Source organism: Streptomyces sp. NPDC030893, assembly GCF_055571535.1.
Map to the genome: position 1 here is coordinate 225,153 of NZ_JBVIFC010000007.1, position 19,029 is coordinate 244,181.

The window sequence follows — 19,029 nt, forward strand, 5'->3', positions numbered from 1 at the left end:
GCAACAAAAAACCCCTCGTGCCATAAGGCAAGCGAGGGGAAGCGCGCCGGGTGGTGGTCGCTGAGCGATCGGGGCTCAGCGTCAGCCGACGCGCTGTCCAAGTACGAGAATTCGGGTGCGCATGGGACTGACCCTCTCTCCGGCGCGCACCCACTGTCAAGTGGGTGGGACGGGAGTCTCATTATGTGAGCGCAGTGCCGTACCGCCTTTGAGTACGGCGGTCACTCCTCCGGAGTACACCCCCGCTCCCCCGCCGACGAAGACAGGCTCGACCGGCCCGGGCGGCACCGGACAGTGCCCGGCGGTCAGGGCTCTGCGCAGCCGGTACTCGTCCAGCGGTCCGGAGAAGGCGAGGCCCTGTCCGTGCGTACAGCCCATCGCGCGCAGGGTCACGGCCTGCTCGGGCTGGTCCACCCCCACGGCCACGGAGTGCATTCCGAGGTCGGAGGCGATCCGCAGCAGCCCGCTGGTGATCTTGTGCAGCCGCGCGGACTCGGCGACGCCGTCGACCAGGCTGCGGTCGAGCTTGAGGACGTCGACGGGGAGCCGCCTGAGGGCCGTGATCGCCGCGGGTCCGCCGCCGAAGCCGTCGAGGGCGATCCGGACACCGAGCCGCTTGAGCACGGTGAGCCGGCGCTCCAGTTCGTCGAGCGGGACCCGGGGGTCGGTGTCGGCCAGCTCGACGATCAGGGAACCGGACGGCAGCCCGTGCCGGGTGAGCAGGGCCTCGATCGAGCCGAGCGGCAGCGACCGGTCCAGCAGCCGGCGGGCGCTCAGCCGGACGGCCACGGGTACCGGCAGCCCCGTCGCGTGCCGTTCGGCGGCCTGCTCGACGGCCTCTTCCAGCACCCACCGGCCCAGCTCGGCGGCCTTCTCGCTGTCCTCGGCCACCCGCAGGAACTCCGCGGGCGTGAAGAGCACTCCCTGGGAGGAGCGCCAGCGCGCCTGCGCGCAGACCGAGGTGATCCGGCCGTCCGCCAGGCACACCACCGGCTGGTGCAGCAGGGCGAACTCGCCGTGGTGCAGCGCCGCGCGCAGCCGCGCGGCCAGCTCCGCCTTGCGGACGACGTCCTGCTGCATGTGCGGCTCGTACAGCTCCACCCGGCCCTTGCCGGCCGCCTTCGCCCGGTACATGGCGAGGTCGGCGTTGCGCAGCAACTCACCCGCGCCGACGCCTGGTTCCGCGAAGGCCACACCGATGGAGGCGTTGACGCGGACATCGTTGCCGTCGATGAGGTAGGGCTGGGACAGGGTGGCTCTGAGGCGGTCGGCGAGTTCCACCATGTGCCGCTCGCGGGCTTCCCGGTCGCGGACGCCGTCCCCGGCGATCAGGGCGGCGAACTCGTCGCCGCCCAGTCTGGAGGCGGTGTCGCCCTTGCGGACCGCGTCCTGGAGCCTGCGGGCGGCCTGCACGAGCAGTTCGTCCCCGGCCTGGTGCCCGATGGTGTCGTTGACGCCCTTGAAGCCGTCGAGGTCGATGAAGAGCACGGCCGTGCCCCTGAGGGCGGCCCCGCGGTCGGAGGCGCGGCGGCCGGACAGGGCCTGCTGGACGCGCCGGGTGAACAGCGCGCGGTTGGGCAGGTCGGTGAGCGGGTCGTGTTCCGCGTTGTGCTGGAGCTGGGCCTGGAGCCGCACTCTCTCGGTCACGTCACGGCTGTTGAAGATGAGGCCGCCGTGGTGCCGGTTGACGGTCGACTCGACGTTCAGCCAGCCTCCGTCGCCGGAGCGGAAGCGGCACTCGATGCGGGTGGTGGGTTCCTCGACCGGGTCCGCGGCGAGGAAGCGGCGCACCTCGTGCACGACGGGGCCGAGGTCCTCGGGGTGGATCAGCCCGGCCAGCTCCGTCCCCACCAGGTCCTCCGCGGGGCGGCGGTACACCCCGGTGGCGGCCGGGGAGACGTAGCGGAGGATGCCGCTGGGGGCGGCGATCATGATCACGTCGCTGGAGCCCTGCACCAGGGAGCGGAAGTGGTTCTCCGTCTGCGCCAGTTCCTGGGTGAGGGTGATGTTGTCGAGCAGCATGATGCCCTGGCGCACGACGAGCGCCAGCACCACCGTGCCCCCGGTGATCAGTACGACGCGGTCGACGCTGCGGCCGTTGAGGACGTTGTAGAGGATCCCCAGGGTGCACACAGCCGCGGCGAGGTACGGGGTGAGCGCGGCGAGGGAGCCCGCGGTGGGCCGGGAGGGCGGATACCGGCCGGACTCGCCGCCGGGCGCGGGTGGCTGGGTGTCCGGTCCGCCGCGCCGCCCCGGCAGGTGTTCGCGGACCACACGGGTGCACCCCTCAGGCTCGGGCGGACCGCCGCGCGGCGCGGCCCAGGGCGCGTACGCCAGCAGCAGCGAGCCGGCGAACCAGCCCGCGTCGAGCAGTTGTCCCGAGCGGTAGCCGGCGTGCAGCAGCGGGGAGGTGAACAGGGCGTCGCACATGACGGTCAGCGCGAGGGCGCCGATCGCGGTGTTGACCGCGGACCGGTTCACCGCCGAACGCCGGAAGTGCAGGGCGAGCACCATGCTGACCAGGGCGATGTCGAGCAGCGGGTACGCCAGTGACAGCGCGGTGTGCGCGACGTCCGAGCCCTCGGCCCGCGCGGCCTGGGCGAGGGCGAGGCTCCACGCCAGGGTGAGCAGGGAGCCGCCGATCAGCCAGGCGTCCAGGGCGAGACAGACCCAGCCGGCCTTGGTCACGGGCCGTTTGGCGAGCACCAGCAGTCCCACGATGGCGGGCGGCGCGAAGCACAGGAAGAACAGGTCGGCGTAGCTGGGGCTGGGGACGGGGAGGCCCAGCACGACCTCGTACCACCCCCAGACCAGGTTGCCCAGGGAGGCCATGGCCGAGGAGAGGCCGAACAGCAGCCAGGCCGGCCGGAACCGGGTGCGCGGGATGCGGGCGTAGACGAAGCAGGAGACGGCCGCGGCAGCGGCGGCGGCGCTCAGCCCGAAGTCGCCCATGACCAGCGCGAGGTGCTCCGAACCCCAGCCGAGCGCGGCACCGACGGCGTAGGCCGCGCAGACGAGGGCGAGGACGAGTTGCGCCACCGGGCCGGGCCGGCGGGCGGCGGTCGGCGTACCGGCCGGCGCGGACCGCGCGGCGGGTGGCGGGCGCAGCGCTCCGTCGAGGGTCGACGTGGGAGGGGGCGCGCTCACCGGGCGCTCCCGGTCCGCGCCGCTCCCGGATTCCCCGGCCCTCGGTGCGCCGGTGGGGCGTGCCTCCCGCGGGCGGCGTGGTGGTGGTGCGGTGGACCGGGGCGGTCGGACCGGTCGCCGTGCCGGGTGTGCCGGCCGCCGTGGTGGCCGCGGCCGCGCGCGTCCGCGCGCCAGTGTCGCAGCCGACGGCTCCGCCGCGTCGGATCGCTCGTCCACAGGCCGTGCATCGTCCGTCGCCCCCCTCGCAGTCTCCGTGTCCGTCCCCCGCGCCGTCGGTCAGCGGCGCAGCCCCTGTCGGGACGATACACCAGTCTCGTCACTCAGGGACATAGGTTCTCTACGCTCCGTAACGATCAACTGATATATGCGTACCCACCGCGCCCGGGGAAACGCGGACGGTACTCGAAGCGGACTACACGCCTTCCGCTCCCGTCACCAGGACCACGTTGCCGAGCTCCTCCCGGTTCACATAACGGCGCAGCTGATCCCGCAGCAACCGCTCGGCCCGCGGCAGGAAGGCGGACGTGGGTCCGCCGACGTGCGGGGTGACGAGCACGCCCGGCGCCCGCCACAAGGGGTGATCCGAGGGGAGCGGTTCCGGATCCGTGACGTCGAGGGCGGCGGTGATGCGTCCGCTCTCCAGCTCGTTGAGCAGTGCCTTGGTGTCGACCACCCCTCCGCGGGCCACGTTCACGAGCAGGGCGCCGTCCTTCATCCGGGCCAGGAAGCCGGCGTCCACGAGGTGCCGGGTGGTCTCGGTCAGCGGGGTGGAGAGCACCACGACGTCCGCCTCCGGGAGCAGGGAGGGCAGTTCGGTGAGCGGGTGCACCGGCCCGCGCTCCGTGGTGCGGGCGGAGCGCGCGACGCGTGCCACCCGCGCGAGCTCGAACGGAACGAGCCGGTCCTCGATGGCCGCGCCGATCGATCCGTATCCCACGATGAGCACGTTCCTGTCGGCGAGCGCGGGCCGGAACCCGCCCCGCCACTCCCCCTTGTCCTGGGCCCGCACGAAACCGGGGATGCCGCGCAGGGAGGCCAGGATCAGCGCGAGGGTGAGCTCCGCGGTGCTGGCCTCGTGCACTCCGCGCGCGTTGCACAGCCGCACCCCGGGGGGCAGGTCCTTCAGCCCCGGCTCCACGTGGTCGGTGCCGGCCGACAGGGTCTGCACGACCCGCACGGAACGCATCAGCGGCATCGGCCGCACACCCACCCCGGCGGGCTTCATGTACGGCACGACGTAGAAGGCGCAGTCGGCCGGGTCGGCGGGGTACTCCTCGGCCCCGTCCCAGAAGCGGTAGCGCGGGCCCTCGGGGAGGCCGTCGATCTCGTCCGGCGGGATGGGGAGCCATACGTCAGCAGCAGTCATGGTCGGGAGGCTAGTTCAGGGGCCGTTCGCGGCAGAGGTTAGGTTGGGGGGCCGGAGAGGGAGGGTCACGAGCAGGTGGAGCGCAGGACGATCGGCGCGGCGGCGCTCGCGGTGGGGGCCGTAGGGCTCGGGTGCATGCCGATGAGCTGGGCCTACAGCTCCTCCCGGCAGCGCGGCGAGGAGTCGCTCAGGGCGGTGCACCGGGCGCTGGACGCGGGCTCGACCCTCCTCGACACCGCCGACATGTACGGCCCGTTCACCAACGAGCTGCTGCTCGGACGGGTGCTGAAGGAGCGGCGCTCCGACGCCTTCGTGTCCACGAAGGTCGGTCTGCTGGTGGGCGACCAGCACATCGTGGCCAACGGCCGTCCCGGGTACGTGAGAAGGGCCTGCGACGCGTCGCTGCGCCGGCTCCAGACCGACGTCATCGACCTCTACCAGCTGCACCGTGCCGACCCGGAGGTCCCGGTCGAGGAGACCTGGGGCGCGATGGCGGAACTCGTACGGGCGGGCAAGGTACGGGCGTTGGGGCTGTGCGCGGTCGGGGCCCGCTCGTCCCGGCGTCCGGGGGCGCGGCTGCACGACACGACGATCCGGCAACTGGAGCGGGTGCAGCAGGTCTTCCCGGTGAGCGCGGTGGAGGCGGAGCTGTCGGTGTGGTCGCCGGAGGCCCTGGATGCGCTGCTGCCGTGGTGCCGGTCGCGCGGGATCGGTTTCCTGGCCGCGATGCCGCTGGGCAACGGCTTCCTGAGCGGGACGCTGACGCCCGGCGTGGGCTTCGAGGCGGACGATCTGCGCGCCCGGCATCCCCGGTTCACGGCCGAGATGATGGCCGCGAACCAGCCGATCGTGGCCGGCCTGCGGCGCGTCGCCCGCCGCCACGGCGAGCACGTCACCCCGGCGCAGGTGGCCCTGGCCTGGGTCCTGAGCCGTGGCCGGCAGGTCATCCCGGTCCCCGGCACCAAGCGGGAACACTGGGTCACGGAGAACGCGGCGGCGGCGGACCTGCGCCTGACGGAACAGGACCTCGCCGAGATCGCGCGGCTGCCCGCGGCGCAGGGGTCGTGGGACTGACCCCGGTCGGCGGGGGCCGGGGTCCGGGGTCCGGCGACGGAACCCCGGGCCTGCGCCCCGATCGGCGGGCGCGGAACGCACCGCGGGGGCGCGGGCAGGGCACGGGGGCGGCCGGCGGCCGGATCTCGTGGCCGGGTGACCGGGTGACCGGGTGACCGGGTGACCGGGTGACCAGATGGCCGGATGGCCGGGTGACCGGTGGGGGCCGGATAGCCGGGTGAGCAGATGGCCGGGTGACCGGGTGACCGGTGGGGGCCGGATAGCCGGGTGAGCAGATGGCCGGGTGACCGGGTGACCGGTGGGGGCCGGATAGCCGGGTGACCAGATGCCCGGGTGACCGGGTGACCGGTGGGGGCCGGATAGCCGGGTGAGCAGATGGCCGGGTGACCGGGTGACCGGTGAGGGCCGGCCGGGGCCGGCGGTGCAGGCGACTGGGGACTCCTGGTCCGGGGGCCGGCGGCGCGGGGCGCTCGGGGGCTCGTGGTTCGGGGTCGGGCGATCGGGAACCTGGGAGGCGCGAGCGGTGTATGACAGGTAGAACCCGCCGCGTCGAAGGGACAACATCGTGCGACATCGAGCCGTGCCGGCCGTGCTGGCCGCCGCCGCGCTCCTGCTGACGGCCGGCTGCTCCTCCGACGACGGAGGAACAGCCGGCGGGAACGGCAGCGCCACCCCGGGTGACAAGGCTGCGCCGTCGTCGGCCCCGGCCCGGACCGGAGAGGAGACCCCGCCCGCGAAGGGCTCGGTGAAGGTGGTCCGCACGGTCGCGACGGGCCTGAAGAGCCCCTGGGGCCTGGCCCCCCTCCCGGGCGGTGACCTCCTGGTGTCCTCCCGGGACGAGGCGACGATCACCCGGGTCGACGGCGAGACCGGAGAGAAGACCGAGCTGGGCGAGGTGGCGGGGGTGGCACCCTCCGGCGAGGGCGGCCTCCTGGGCATCGCCCTCTCCCCCGAGTACGCGTCGGACCACATGATCTACGCCTACTTCACCTCGGCCTCCGACAACCGCATCGTCCGCCTGATACACGACGAGAAGAAGCCGGCCGGAGAGCAGCTCGGAGAACCGGACACGGTCTTCCGCGGCATCCCCAAGGGCGGAGTGCACAACGGCGGCCGGATCGCCTTCGGCCCGGACAAGATGCTGTACGTGGGCACGGGCGAGAGCGGTGACACCGGTCTGTCGCAGGACAAGGAGTCCCTCGGCGGCAAGATCCTGCGGCTGACCCCGGACGGCGAGCCGGCGCCGGGCAACCCGTTCCCCGACTCCGCGGTGTACACCTACGGGCACCGCAATGTGCAGGGCCTGGCCTGGGATGGCAAGCAGCGGTTGTTCGCCTCGGAGTTCGGCCAGAACACCTGGGACGAGCTGAACGCGATCAAGCCGGGTGACAACTACGGCTGGCCGGAGGTGGAGGGCGAATCCGACGACGGGGACTTCCACAACCCGGTCGACCAGTGGAGCCCGGAAGAGGCCTCCCCCAGCGGCATCGCGTACGCCGAGGGCTCGGTCTGGATGGCGGGCCTGCGCGGCGAGCGTCTGTGGCGCATACCCCTCAAGGGCACGGAGACCTCGGCGGACCCACAGTCCTTCCTGGAGGGCGAGTACGGCCGGCTGCGCACGGTGGTCGCGGCGGGCGACGACAAGCTGTGGCTGGTCACCAGCAACACGGACGGCCGGGGCAATCCCCACGACGGCGACGACCGCATCCTGGAGCTGAAGGTGAGCTAGCCGGTATTCAGTCCCCGTGCCCGTCCCGGTCCTCCGTCGGCTTCGGCCGCCGCATCGTGACCTTTCCGGACGCGAGGTCTATCGGCCCGCGTCCGGGGTCGGCGTCGCCGACGTCCACCCGGGTCAGTTCCAGGCGTTTCTGCTCGTCACGGGTGTGCTTGCGGCCCGGCGCGAACAGTTCCTCCAAGGCGTTGAACATCGCTCCCCTTTCCAGGGCCGCATGCATCGTGCACCCATTGTCCCGCCGTCAGCCGTTCCCCGTCCGGGAACAGACCGAGCCGGTGGGCCACCGCCGCGGCCTCACCACGCCCGGATACGCCCAGTTTTCCCAGGATGTTGGACACATGAACGCTGGCCGTCTTCGGGGAGATGAACAGTTCCTCGGCGATACGGCGGTTGGTGTGGCCGGCCGCCACCAGGCGCAGCACATCGCGCTCCCGGCTGGTGAGACCGAGCGCCTCCACCGGGTCGGGCGGGCCGGGAGCCGCTTCGCGGACGGCGGGCGCCAGTGCCAGACGCGCGCGCTGTGCCAGCAGCGTGGCCGAGCGGGCCAGCGGGGCGGCGCCGAGGTGGCCGGCGACGGCGTCGACCAGCCGCAGCAGTTCCGTGGCGCGGGTGCGCTCGTCGTCGCCCGCGCCGGAGGCGAGCAGCGCCTCGGCGAGCCGGTACCGCACCCGTGCGAGGTCGTAGGGCCGCCCCAGTGGCTCCATCGCCTCGACGGCCGCGGACCACTCGTCCGGTGCCAACCTTCCCTCCGCGCGCAGCAGTTCGGCGCGCAGCCACAGGTCGTAGGCCCGCCAGAGGGGCACTCCGGTCGTCAGGGACTTGGCGGCCTTGCGGATCCGCCGCAGGATCTCCGGCCGGCCGGGCTCGGTCGCCGCCTCGCCGTGGGCGTCCGCCTCGGCGGTCGTGGCGGCGAGCAGCAGAGGCCAGCCGTAGCGCTGGGTGCCGGGCGGAAGTCCGGTGTCGAGGGCATCGAGCAGTTCGGCGCGGGCGTCCGGGAGGCGTCCCTCGGCCGCGGCGACACCGATGGCGACCCGCTTCAGGGGCAGGGCGTACTGCGGCACCGGGTCGTGGGTGGCGAAGAAGCCGCGGGCCTCGGCGAGACGGCGTGCCGCCTCGGCCGGGTTCCCGCGGTCCTGGGCGAGGGAGGCCAGGCGTATCGAGCCGCCGGCGCGCGGCTTGGCGCTCTGTTCGAGGCGTTGGGCCTTGGCCGCGGCCCGGGCCGCCTCGTCCCAGTGGCCGAGGGAGTGGAGGGACTCGGCGAGGTTGCCCCACACCCAGCCCTCGGAGTCCAGCCCCAGCTCGCGGGTGACGTGGATGCCCTCGCGGAGGAGGTCCACGGCCTCCTGGGAGCGGCCGACGCCTTCGAGGACGGACGGGAGGTTCACATGGGCGCGGGCCACCACCATGTCCACGCCCAGCTCGGTCGCCCGGTCCTTGACCTCGTACATCTCGGCGAGTCCGGTCGTGAGGTCGCCCGCCTCGACCAGGAGGCCGCCGAGGGTGAGCCGGGCGTTGAGCTCGATGTCGTGGGCGCCGACCATGCGCGCGTACTCGACGGCGCGTTCGGCGGCGGCCATGGCCTCCGGTCCGGGTTCGTGCAGCATCGACCAGTTGGCCGCGGAGGCGAGGACCTCGGCGTGCACCTCGGACGGGGGCAGGCCGCGCACCAGGTCCTGCGCGGTGCCGAGCTCGGCCCAGCCGTCGCCGCGGGCGAGGGCCTGGGTGAGCCGGGAGCGCTGCACCCAGAACCAGGCGGCGCGCAGCGGGTCGGGGTCCTCGTCGAGGAGGCGCAGCGCCCGTTTGATGATCTTCATCGCGCGTTCGCGTTCCCCGCAGAGCCGGCCGGCGACGGCGGCTTCGGCCATCAGGTCCAGGTAGCGCAGCGGCGTCGGCCCCGGGTCGCTGCCGCCGGGCGTGCCCGCATGCCCGTCAGGCAGCGGGGCCGGGTAGACCTCGGCGTAGTCGACCGGGCGCAGGGTGGCGCGTACGGCGTCGGGGACGGCGTCCCACAGTTCCATGGCCCGCTCCAGCAGGCGCAGTTGCTCGGAGTAGGCGTGGCGCCGGCGGGCCTCGACGGAGGCGTCGAGGACGGCGGGCAGGGCCTTGGTGGCGTCGTGGGCGTGGTACCAGTAGCTGGCCAGGCGGGTCGCCCGCTCGTCGGCGGGGACGAGCGTGGGGTCGGCCTCCAGTGCCTCGGCGTAGCGGCGGTTGAGGCGGGAGCGCTCGCCGGGCAGCAGGTCGTCGCTGACGGCCTCGCGGACCAGGGAGTGGCGGAAGCGGTAGCCGTCACGGTCGGGCGCGGGGGCGAGGATGCTGGCGTTGACGCCGGCGCGCAGGGCCTCGATGAGGTCGTCCTCGGTGAGCCCGGCGACGGCGGCCAGCAGCCGGTCCTCGACGGTGGAACCGCCCTCGGCGACGATCCGGGCAACCCGCTGGGCGCTCTCGGGCAGGCCCTCGACGCGGACCAGGAGCAGGTCGCGCAGGGAGTCGGTGAGGCCGGTGCAGCAGCCCTGGTCGGCGGCGACGGCGAGTTCCTCGACGAAGAAGGCGTTGCCGTCGGAGCGGTCGAAGATGTCGTCGACCCGGCCCGGGTCGGGTTCGCGGGCGAGGATGCCGGCGATCTGGCGGTGCACCTCGTCGCGGTTGAACCGGCCGAGTTCGACGCGCTGCACCGTGCGGAGCCGGTCGAGTTCGGCGAGGAGGGGGCGCAGCGGGTGGCGGCGGTGGATGTCGTCGGAGCGGTAGGTGGCGAGGACGACGAGCCGGCCGGTGCGCAGGGTGCGGAGCAGGTAGGCGAGGAGGTGACGGGTGGAGGCGTCGGCCCAGTGCAGGTCCTCGAGGACGAGGACGACGGTGTGTTCGGTGGCGAGGCGTTCCAGCAGGCGGGCGGTGAGTTCGAAGAGGCGGGCCACCCCCTGTTCGTCGCGGCGGGCCTCCCGGGCGGCGGTACCGAACTCGGGCAGCAGGCGGGCGAGTTCCTCCTCCTGTCCCGAGGAGGCGGCGGCGAGTTGTTCGGGCAGTTCGCGGCGCAGCTGGCGCAGCGCGGTGGAGAACGGGGCGAAGGGCAGTCCGTCGGCGCCGATCTCGACGCAGCCGCCGAGTGCGACGATCGCGCCCCGGCGGCGGGCCGCGGCGGCGAACTCCTCGACGAGGCGGCTCTTGCCGACCCCGGCCTCGCCCCCGACCAGCAGGGCCTGCGGTTCACCGGCGCCGGCACGGGCGAGCGCGTCGTTCAGGGTGTCGAGCTCACCGGTGCGGCCGACGAACACAGGACTGACGGACTTGGTCTCCACGCCACCGAGCATCGCACGCACCTCCGAAAACAGAGCACCGTTTTCCGCCCCGGAAGCGGCACCCACGGCACCGCCCGGTCCGGGGAGCCGGGGACGGCGGCCGACCCCCGTCCGGCCACCGTCCTGCGGAGGTTCAGGCGGCTCGGGCGAACCGCCGTCGGCGTGGGAGGTGGCTGTGGCTATGGCTTTCGCGCTCGGCGGCGCGTGCGGCGGCTTCGCGGCGGGCGGCACGGCGGAGGCGGAGTGCCTCGCGGGCCAGGCGCTCGTGCTCGGCGCGGCGGACGAGGTCGTCGTGGCGCAGCTGGTGGAGTGCGTGCTCGAACATGGTGTGGCCCCCCTGGGGAGTGGGTGTCGGTATCGCTTTCCGCGATGCCTCCACCTTCGTCTCCGAGGGGGGCCGGCCACATCGGGAAGGTTCCGTATCTTCGGCGGGCGGGGGGCCTTAGAACGCACTTAGTACGGTCACCGGGCTCACCCGCGCCGGCTCAGCCGGCGGCGGGCAGCCCCAGCAGTACGTCGGTGTACTTGAGGACCGCCAGCAGCAGTCCGATGACGCCGAGCGTGACACCGGCCCAGGCGACCGACTTGATCCAGGGTGCCTGGACCGTCCGGCCGGGCGTCCCGAAGGCGGGCCTGGCGAGCACCGCCACGGCGACGACCAGCGCGGTGAGGGCGAAGAGGCCGCTCCACAGGGCGCTGGTGTTCCAGGCGTCGCCGTACATCTCCTTGACCTGGGTGGCCACGCCGGCGTCCGCCGCCGTCTCGAGCTGTCCCACGAGGGTCTCGCGGGCGGCGGCGACGGTGCCCAGCCAGCTGCCGGTGAGCGAGACCAGGCCGAGCGCGGCCGAGACGACGGCCCCGGCACCCTGCCCGACACCGGACGGGCTCTCCCCCGCCCCGGGCGCGTCCTGCTCCCCTTCCGCCTCTTCCGCCCCGGTCTCCGTCTCCGTGACGTCGTCGGTCTCGGTGGCGTCGTCGGCTTCAGTGGCGTCCACTGCCGTCTCGTCGCGTTCGCTCTCGGCTCCGGTCGCGTCCACTGTCCTGGTTCCCATGCTCCGCACCGTACGGAGGCTCTCTGAGAGTCCGCTTAATGATCGTCGTGCGGGTGACCGCGGCGCGCACGCCATTCGGGGGCGAGGACCGACCACACCTCCAGGTCGTGGCGCACCCCGTGGTGGAGATGGGCCTCACGGCGCACACCGTCACGGGTCATGCCGAGCCGGCGCGCGACGGCGAGGCTCGGCGCGTTGCCGGCCGCGGCGACCCATTCGACCCGGTGGATCCCGCGCTGCTCGACCGCCCAGTCGATGAGCACCCGCATCGCGCGGGTGACGAGCCCGCGGCCGGTGGCGGCCGGCTCCAGCCAGCAGCCGACCTCTCCCGTGCCGTTCGCGGCGTCGAAGTTCAGGGTGAGGACGCCGCCCACGAGGGTGCCGTCCAGCCACAGCCCGTGCAGCGAGGCCGTGTCGGCGGCGCGCCAGTCGGCGTACCGCTGGAGCACCTCCCGCGCGCCGGCCGAGTCCCTGGCCTGGGAGGCGAAGGGGACGTACTGGTTGATGAACTCCCGGCCCCGGTCCAGGTGGGCGAGGAACTCCTCGGCGTGCCAGGGCTCCAGCGGACGCAGTTCGGCTCCGTCGTCACCCAATCGTATCGCGTACATCCCGCTGTCGCTCCTCCTCGGCCAGCACGTCCGCCACCTCGGCGTCCGTGGCGGCGGCCAGCCTCTCATGGGCGGCACGGGCCTCGGGCGGCTCGATGCTGATCCGCGGCAGGAGTCGGTCCAGCCGGCGCGGCAGCCACCAGTTGGCTCCGCCGAGGAGATGCATGAGCGCGGGCACGAGCAGCGTGCGCAGCACGAAGGCGTCGAGGGCGACGGCCGCGGCCAGTGCGATGCCGAACATGGCGATCACGCGGTCGCCGGTGAGGACGAAGGCGAGGAAGACCGAGATCATGATCACGGCGGCGGAGTTGATCACCCGGCTGGTCTCCGCGAGGCCGACGCGGACGGCACGCCGGTTGTCGCCGGTCTCCAGCCACTCCTCGTACATCCGGCTCACCAGGAACACCTGGTAGTCCATGGAGAGCCCGAAGAGGACCGACACCATGATCACGGGCAGGAAGGGTTCGATGGGGCCCGCGCTGCCCAGACCGAGCAGTTCGCTGCCCCAGCCCCACTGGAAGATCGCGACGACGACGCCGAACGCGGCGGCGACGGCGGCCACGTTCATCGCGGCGGCCTTGAGCGGGATGCCGATGGAACGGAAGGCCAGCAGGAGCAGCAGACAGCCGAGGCCGATCACGACGCCCACGAAGAGGGGCAGCTTGTCGATGATGACGTCGGCGAAGTCGTCGTAGCCGGCCGTCACACCGCCGACGTGCAGGTCGAGCGAGGTGCCCGACTCGGCCCGCGGCAGCACGTCGTCGCGCAGCCGGTCGACGAGGTCACTGGTCGCCTTCGACTGCGGCGACGACTCGGGGACGACGGTGATGTGGGCGGTGTCGCCGCCCTGGCCGTAGGTCACCGGGGACACGGAGGCGATCCCGTCGGTGTCGCGCAGGGTGCTGCCGAGGTTGTCCAGGGCGAGCCGGTCCTGGGCGCCGTCGACCTCGGTGACGAGGGTGAGGGGGCCGTTCACGCCGGGGCCGAAGCCGTCGGCGAGGAGGTCGTAGGCCTGTCGGGTGGTGGAGGACTTGGGGTCGTTGCCCTGGTCGGAGGTGCCCAGGTGCAGCGAGAGGGTGGGCAGCGCGAGGACGGCCATGACGACGACCGCGACCGCGCCGAGCAGCTTGGGGTGGCGCTCCACGAACGCCGACCAGCGGGCGGCGAAGCCGGTGGGCAGCTCCGGCTCGGGCCCGTTCTCCGCCAGCCGGCGCCGCTCCCGGCGGCTGAGCGCGCGCATGCCGATGAACGACAGCAGGGCGGGCAGCAGGGTGACGGAGGCGGCGACGGTCAGCACCACGGTGAGCGCGGCGGCTATGGCGACGCCGTTGAGGAAGTTCAGCCGGAGGATCAGCATGCCCAGCAGGGCGATGCACACCGTCGCACCCGCGAAGACGACCGCCCGTCCGGTGGTGGCGACGGCGTTGGCGGCGGCCTCGGTGACGGTGAGGCCGCGCTTCAGTCCGCGTCGGTGCCGGGTGACAATGAACAGCGCGTAGTCGATGCCCACGCCGAGCCCGATCAGCATGCCGAGCATGGGCGCGAAGTCGGCGACGGTCATGACGTGGCCGAGCAGCACGATGCCCGCGTAGGCGGTGCCCACGCTGACCAGGGCGGTGGCGATGGGCAGCAGGGCCGCGGCGAGCGAGCCGAAGGCGACGAGGAGGACGAGGGTGGCGACCACTACGCCGACGATCTCCGCGGTGTGGCCGCCGGGGGCCGTACCGCTCTCGACGGCGCTGCCGCTCAGTTCGACGCGCAGTCCGTCGGTCTCCGCGGACTTGGCCGTCTCCACCACGGCGGCCGCGTCGCCCGCGGCGATGTCCTTGGCCTCGTCGTCGAAGGTGACCGTGGCGTACGCGGTGCGGCCGTCCTGGCTGACGCGTCCGGCGCCCCCGTCGTCGTAGGGGCCGCTCACGGCGGCCACGCCCGGGAGGTCCTCGATGCGGTCCAGGGTGCGGGTCATGGCCTGCTCGACGCCGGTGTCCCGGACCGTGCCGGACGCTGTGTGCCAGACCACGTTGTCGCTGTCGCCGCCGAGGCCGGGGAAGCCCTCCTTCAGCAGCTCGGTGGCCCGCCCGGACTCGGTGCCCGGCACCTTGTAGTCGTTGGAGTAGGCGGAACCTGCGGCGAAGGCGCCCCCCGCGACCCCGACGAGGGCGAGAAGCCACAGCAGAACGGTGATCAGACGGCGTTGGACACACCAGCGTGCTAGGGCTGCCACGAATGTGCTCCCAGGGTGACTCGGTGTGGATCTTTGACCGGGAACAGTCGAGCGATGACCGAACAGCCCGCAAAGAACGCATGAGCAATGCACTGACACTGTTGCAGGCGGAAATGATCGTTTGTCGCTTTCGTGCACTAACTCACATTCGCGATCCGGTCAGTCGAACCGGTCCGCCGCGCCTCCCCCTGGCCCACTCATGGCGCGGGAGCGTCGCGCCTCCGCCCCGCAAATCCTGATGCGGGTACCGCGGGCAGCCTGCTACGGTCCGTCGGTCCGACATTCCGCGGCCACCGGCCGCCGGCCGAAGCAGGTGCTTTGATGCTTGTCCGCCCGCTCTCCGACGCGATCCATTCCCTTTTCACGGCCCCAAGGAGCCCGTTCACCGATGTCGGACATCACACCGCACGACGACGATCTCGCTAGTCGCCTCACCCTCCCCCGCTACCCCCGCAGCAGCACGTACGACGCCCGCTGGACCGTCGAGAACGCGATGGGCCCGCACGCGCTGTGGCTGCTGGAGTGGCTCGCCCCGGCGCTCGGCCTCGACACCCTGCCCCCCGGCGCACGCGTGCTCGACCTGGGCTGCGGACGCGCCATGACGTCGGTCTTCCTGGCCAGGGAGTACGACCTTCAGGTCACCGCCGCCGATCTGTGGATCAAGCCGGACGAGAACGCGCGGCGGATCGCCGAGGCGGGCGTCGCCGACCGCGTACTGCCGGTGCTCGCCGAGGCGCACGACCTGCCCTTCGGGGAGGAGAGCTTCGACGCGATCGTCTCGATCGACGCCTACCAGTACTTCGGCACCGACGACCTCTACCTCCCGACGCTGACCCGGCTGCTGAAGCCCGGCGGCCGGATCGGTGTCGTCGTCCCGGCGATGCGCGAGGAGATCGAGGGCAGCGAACCGCCCGAGCACCTGAAGGCCCACTGGGACCCCGCGTTCTGGTGCTTCCACAACCCCGCCTGGTGGCGCCGCCACTGGACCCGCAGCGGGGCCGTGCAGGTCGAGACGGCGGACTGGCTCCAGGACGGCTGGAAGGAGTGGCTGCTCTGGTGCGACGTCGTCTCCGAGGCGTCCACGGAGGAGTTCCACGTGCGGATGAGCAGGGAGAACGCGGAACTGCTGCACGCGGACCGGGGCCGCACCCTGGGCTTCACCCGCGTGGTGGGCCGCAAGCACTGACCGCCGCCCCACGCTGATCCCATGACAGAGGGGACGCATCGACCGATGCGTCCCCTCTGTCACACTCCGCCGGACTCAGCCCTCGCCGACGCCCAGCTTCTCCAGGATCAGCTCCTTCACGCGGGCCGCGTCCGCCTGGCCGCGTGTGGCCTTCATGACGGCGCCGACCAGCGCACCGGCCGCGGCGACCTTGCCGCCGCGGATCTTGTCCGCGATGGCCGGGTTGCCGGCGATGGCCTCCTCCACGGCCGTGGTGAGCGCGCCCTCGTCGGACACGACCTTCAGACCGCGCTTGTCGACGACCTCGTCCGGAGTGCCCTCACCGGCGAGGACGCCCTCGATGACCTGGCGGGCCAGCTTGTCGTTGAGGTCCCCGGCGTTCACCAGCTCGGTCACCCGGGCGACCTGCGCCGGGGTGATCGCGAGCTCGTCGAGCGCCTTGCCGGACTCGTTGGCGGCGCGGGCCAGCTCACCCATCCACCACTTGCGGGCGGAAGCGGCGTCCGCGCCGGCGTCGATCGTGGCGACGATCGGGTCCAGCGCGCCGGCGTTGAGAATGGCCTGCATGTCCGTGCCGGACACGCCCCACTCCTCACGGAGCCGGTTGCGGCGTACGAGAGGCAGCTCGGGCAGCCCCGCACGCAGTTCCTCGACCCATTCCCGCGACGGCGCCACCGGCACCAGGTCGGGCTCGGGGAAGTACCGGTAGTCCTCGGCCTCCTCCTTCACGCGGCCCGAGGTCGTGGACCCCGTGTCCTCGTGGAAGTGCCGGGTCTCCTGGATGATCGTCCCGCCGTCGTTCAGCACGGCGGCGTGCCGCTGGATCTCGAACCGGGCGGCCCGCTCGACGGACCTGAGCGAGTTGACGTTCTTCGTCTCCGAGCGCGTGCCGAACTTCTCCCGGCCGTGCGGGCGCAGCGACAGGTTCACGTCGCACCGCATCTGGCCCATCTCCATCCGGGCCTCGGACACGCCGAGCGCCCGGATGAGCTCGCGCAGCTCACGGACGTACGCCCGCGCGACCTCGGGAGCGCGCTCGCCGGCACCGACGATGGGCTTGGTGACGATCTCGATGAGCGGGATGCCCGCGCGGTTGTAGTCGAGCAGCGAGTGGGAGGCACCGTGGATGCGCCCGGTGGCGCCGCCCACGTGCGTGGACTTCCCGGTGTCCTCCTCCATGTGGGCGCGCTCGATCTCCACGCGGAAGGTCTCGCCGTCCTCCAGCTGCACGTCGAGGTAGCCGTTGAAGGCGATCGGCTCGTCGTACTGGGAGGTCTGGAAGTTCTTCGGCATGTCCGGATAGAAGTAGTTCTTCCGGGCGAAGCGGCACCATTCGGCGATCTCGCAGTTCAGCGCGAGACCGATCTTGATCGCGGACTCGACGCCGATCGCGTTGACGACCGGGAGTGCGCCGGGCAGGCCGAGGCAGACGGGGCAGGTCTGCGCGTTGGCGTCGGCGCCCAGCTCGGTGGAGCACCCGCAGAACATCTTGGTCTTGGTGCCGAGTTCGACATGGACCTCGAGGCCCATGACGGGGTCGTACGACGCGAGAGCGTCCTCGTACGACACCAGGTCGGTCGTGGTGGTCACGGTGAAACTTCCCTCTCAGCCCAGCAGGACGTCGTCGTCGCCCAGCCGCTTCAGCTCGCGGTAGAGGATGGCGAGGCCGGTGACGATGGCGGCGGCGGACACGGTGGCGTCGATCAGGACCAGGGTGTCCTTCTCCAGCCGCGCCTTCTTGACACGCTTGGCGACACCGATCGCGCCGAAGGCGGTGGCGGCCATGGACAGGTACGTACCGGACTTGGACTTCTTGAAGCCCTTGGCCTTGGTCAGTGCACTCACAGCGACGGAGCCTCCTCGAGCAGCGGGTGGCCCCACTTTTCCACGAAGGCGGCCTCGACGGCTGCACCCACCTTGTAGAGGCGGTCGTCCTTCATGACCGGGGCGATGATCTGCAGTCCGACCGGCAGGTTGTCCTCCGGTGCCAGGCCGCAGGGCAGCGACATGGCGGCGTTGCCGGCCAGGTTGGTCGGGATGGTGCACAGGTCGGCGAGGTACATCGCCATGGGGTCGTCGGCACGCTCACCGATCGGGAAGGCCGTCGTGGGCGTCGTCGGGGAGACGATCACGTCGACCTGCTCGAACGCCTTGTCGAAGTCCTGCTTGATCAGCGTACGGACCTTCTGGGCGCTGCCGTAGTACGCGTCGTAGTAGCCGGAGCTGAGCGCGTAGGTGCCGAGCATGATGCGGCGCTTGACCTCGTCACCGAAGCCGGCCTCGCGGGTCAGCGAGGTGACCTCCTCGGCGGAGTGCGAGCCGTCGTCGCCGGTCCGCAGGCCGTAGCGCAGGCCGTCGAAGCGGGCGAGGTTGGACGAGCACTCGGAGGGGGCGATCAGGTAGTAGGCCGACAGGGCGAGGTCGAACGAGGGACAGTCCAGCTCGACGATCTCCGCCCCGAGCCCCTTCATCATCTCGACGGCCTCGTCGAACCGCTGGACGACGCCGGCCTGGTAGCCCTCGCCCCGGAACTGCTTGACGACGCCGACGCGCATGCCGGCCACGGACCCGTTGCGGGCGGCCTCGACGACCGCCGGGACCGGCTCGTCGATGGAGGTGGAGTCCATCGGGTCGTGCCCGGCGATCACCTCGTGCAGCAGCGCCGCGTCGAGGACCGTACGGGCACAGGGGCCGCCCTGGTCGAGGGAGCTGGAGAAGGCGACCATGCCGTACCGCGAGACGGCGCCGTACGTCGGCTTCACACCGACGGTGCCGGTGACGGCGGCGGGCTGGCGGATCGAACCACCGGTGTCGGTGCCGATGGCGAGCGGCGCCTGGAAGGAGGCGAGCGCGGCGGACGACCCGCCACCCGACCCGCCGGGGATCCGGGTCAGGTCCCAGGGGTTGCCGGTCGGCCCGTAGGCACTGTTCTCGGTGCTGGACCCCATGGCGAACTCGTCCATGTTGGTCTTGCCGAGGATGACGACGTCGGCGGCCTTGAGCCGCTTGGTGAGCGTCGCGTCGTACGGCGGGATCCAGCCCTCGAGGATCTTGGAACCGACGGTGGTCGGGATGCCCTCGGTGGTGAAGATGTCCTTGAGCGCGAGGGGAACGCCGGCCAGCGGACCGAGCTTCTCCCCCTTGGCCCGCTTCTCGTCGACGGCGCGCGCCTGCGCGAGGGCGCCCTCACGGTCGACGTGCAGGAAGGCGTGCACCTTCTCGTCGACGGCCTCGATACGGGCCAGGTGGGCCTCGGTGACCTCGACGGCGGTGAGCTCGCCGGAGGCGATCTTCGCGGCGGTCTCGGCGGCGGTGAGCTTGATGATGTGATCGCTCATGGCGGG

At 72.4% G+C, this 19,029-nt stretch carries 14 protein-coding genes; 3 read left to right on the forward strand and 11 right to left on the reverse strand.

All coding sequences use genetic code 11. The features are described 5' to 3' along the window. Positions 1–156 precede the first annotated feature (156 nt). Both ACZ434_RS16595 and ACZ434_RS16600 read right to left on the reverse strand, forming a co-directional pair. The gene (locus ACZ434_RS16595; RefSeq protein WP_468456239.1) at positions 157–3,147 is read right to left on the reverse strand and encodes an EAL domain-containing protein; all 2,991 of its coding nucleotides are present in this window, start codon (positions 3,145–3,147) and stop codon (positions 157–159) included. A 412-nt stretch (positions 3,148–3,559) separates the two neighbouring features. Next, positions 3,560–4,513, reverse strand: coding sequence for a 2-hydroxyacid dehydrogenase (locus tag ACZ434_RS16600; RefSeq protein WP_468456241.1), 954 nt, complete (start codon positions 4,511–4,513; stop codon positions 3,560–3,562). A gap of 75 nt (positions 4,514–4,588) precedes the next feature. Here ACZ434_RS16600 and ACZ434_RS16605 point away from each other — a divergent pair, with 75 nt between their 5' ends. Together ACZ434_RS16605 and ACZ434_RS16610 are read left to right on the forward strand one after the other, a co-directional pair. Next, positions 4,589–5,587, forward strand: coding sequence for an aldo/keto reductase (locus ACZ434_RS16605; RefSeq protein ID WP_468456243.1), 999 nt, complete (start codon positions 4,589–4,591; stop codon positions 5,585–5,587). A 565-nt stretch (positions 5,588–6,152) separates the two neighbouring features. Beyond that, complete coding sequence (locus ACZ434_RS16610) at positions 6,153–7,316, forward strand: PQQ-dependent sugar dehydrogenase (RefSeq protein ID WP_468456246.1); 1,164 nt, start codon at positions 6,153–6,155, stop codon at positions 7,314–7,316. A 7-nt stretch (positions 7,317–7,323) separates the two neighbouring features. On the opposite strand, the gene ACZ434_RS16615 is transcribed toward ACZ434_RS16610, so the two are convergent. The 6 genes from ACZ434_RS16615 to ACZ434_RS16640 form a co-directional block, all read right to left on the reverse strand. Beyond that, positions 7,324–7,515 (reverse strand): DUF6191 domain-containing protein, encoded by a 192-nt coding sequence (locus ACZ434_RS16615; RefSeq protein ID WP_468456248.1) that lies wholly within the window; start codon positions 7,513–7,515, stop codon positions 7,324–7,326. Then, positions 7,463–10,627: a helix-turn-helix transcriptional regulator gene (locus tag ACZ434_RS16620; RefSeq protein ID WP_468456250.1), complete on the reverse strand. Its 3,165-nt coding sequence runs from the start codon at positions 10,625–10,627 to the stop codon at positions 7,463–7,465. The genes ACZ434_RS16615 and ACZ434_RS16620 overlap by 53 nt, the downstream gene beginning before the upstream one ends. Positions 10,628–10,748: 121 nt before the next feature. After that, complete coding sequence (locus ACZ434_RS16625) at positions 10,749–10,940, reverse strand: hypothetical protein (protein ID WP_468456252.1); 192 nt, start codon at positions 10,938–10,940, stop codon at positions 10,749–10,751. Positions 10,941–11,100: 160 nt separating this feature from the next. Next, on the reverse strand, positions 11,101–11,667 hold the full coding sequence (locus ACZ434_RS16630) for a hypothetical protein (RefSeq protein WP_468456254.1): 567 nt from the start codon (positions 11,665–11,667) through the stop codon (positions 11,101–11,103). Positions 11,668–11,702: 35 nt separating this feature from the next. Further along, positions 11,703–12,275, reverse strand: coding sequence for a GNAT family N-acetyltransferase (locus ACZ434_RS16635; RefSeq protein ID WP_468456256.1), 573 nt, complete (start codon positions 12,273–12,275; stop codon positions 11,703–11,705). Next, positions 12,253–14,499, reverse strand: a complete 2,247-nt coding sequence (locus tag ACZ434_RS16640; protein ID WP_468456258.1) for an MMPL family transporter — start codon at positions 14,497–14,499, stop codon at positions 12,253–12,255. The genes ACZ434_RS16635 and ACZ434_RS16640 overlap by 23 nt, the downstream gene beginning before the upstream one ends. 388 nt (positions 14,500–14,887) lie before the next feature. Here ACZ434_RS16640 and ACZ434_RS16645 point away from each other — a divergent pair, with 388 nt between their 5' ends. Next, positions 14,888–15,685, forward strand: coding sequence for an SAM-dependent methyltransferase (locus tag ACZ434_RS16645; RefSeq protein ID WP_468456260.1), 798 nt, complete (start codon positions 14,888–14,890; stop codon positions 15,683–15,685). A gap of 75 nt (positions 15,686–15,760) precedes the next feature. Here the strand turns inward: ACZ434_RS16645 and gatB are convergent, their stop codons facing one another. From gatB to gatA, 3 genes are read right to left on the reverse strand one after another with little or no spacing between them, the layout of a single operon-like run. After that, a complete protein-coding gene (gene gatB / locus ACZ434_RS16650) occupies positions 15,761–17,275 on the reverse strand; it encodes an Asp-tRNA(Asn)/Glu-tRNA(Gln) amidotransferase subunit GatB (protein WP_468456262.1) in 1,515 nt (504 codons plus the stop codon). Positions 17,276–17,290: 15 nt separating this feature from the next. After that, on the reverse strand, positions 17,291–17,530 hold the full coding sequence (locus ACZ434_RS16655) for a hypothetical protein (protein ID WP_004983148.1): 240 nt from the start codon (positions 17,528–17,530) through the stop codon (positions 17,291–17,293). After that, complete coding sequence (gene gatA, locus ACZ434_RS16660; RefSeq protein ID WP_468456265.1) at positions 17,527–19,023, reverse strand: Asp-tRNA(Asn)/Glu-tRNA(Gln) amidotransferase subunit GatA; 1,497 nt, start codon at positions 19,021–19,023, stop codon at positions 17,527–17,529. The genes ACZ434_RS16655 and gatA overlap by 4 nt, the downstream gene beginning before the upstream one ends. Between the last annotated feature and the right edge of the window lie 6 nt (positions 19,024–19,029).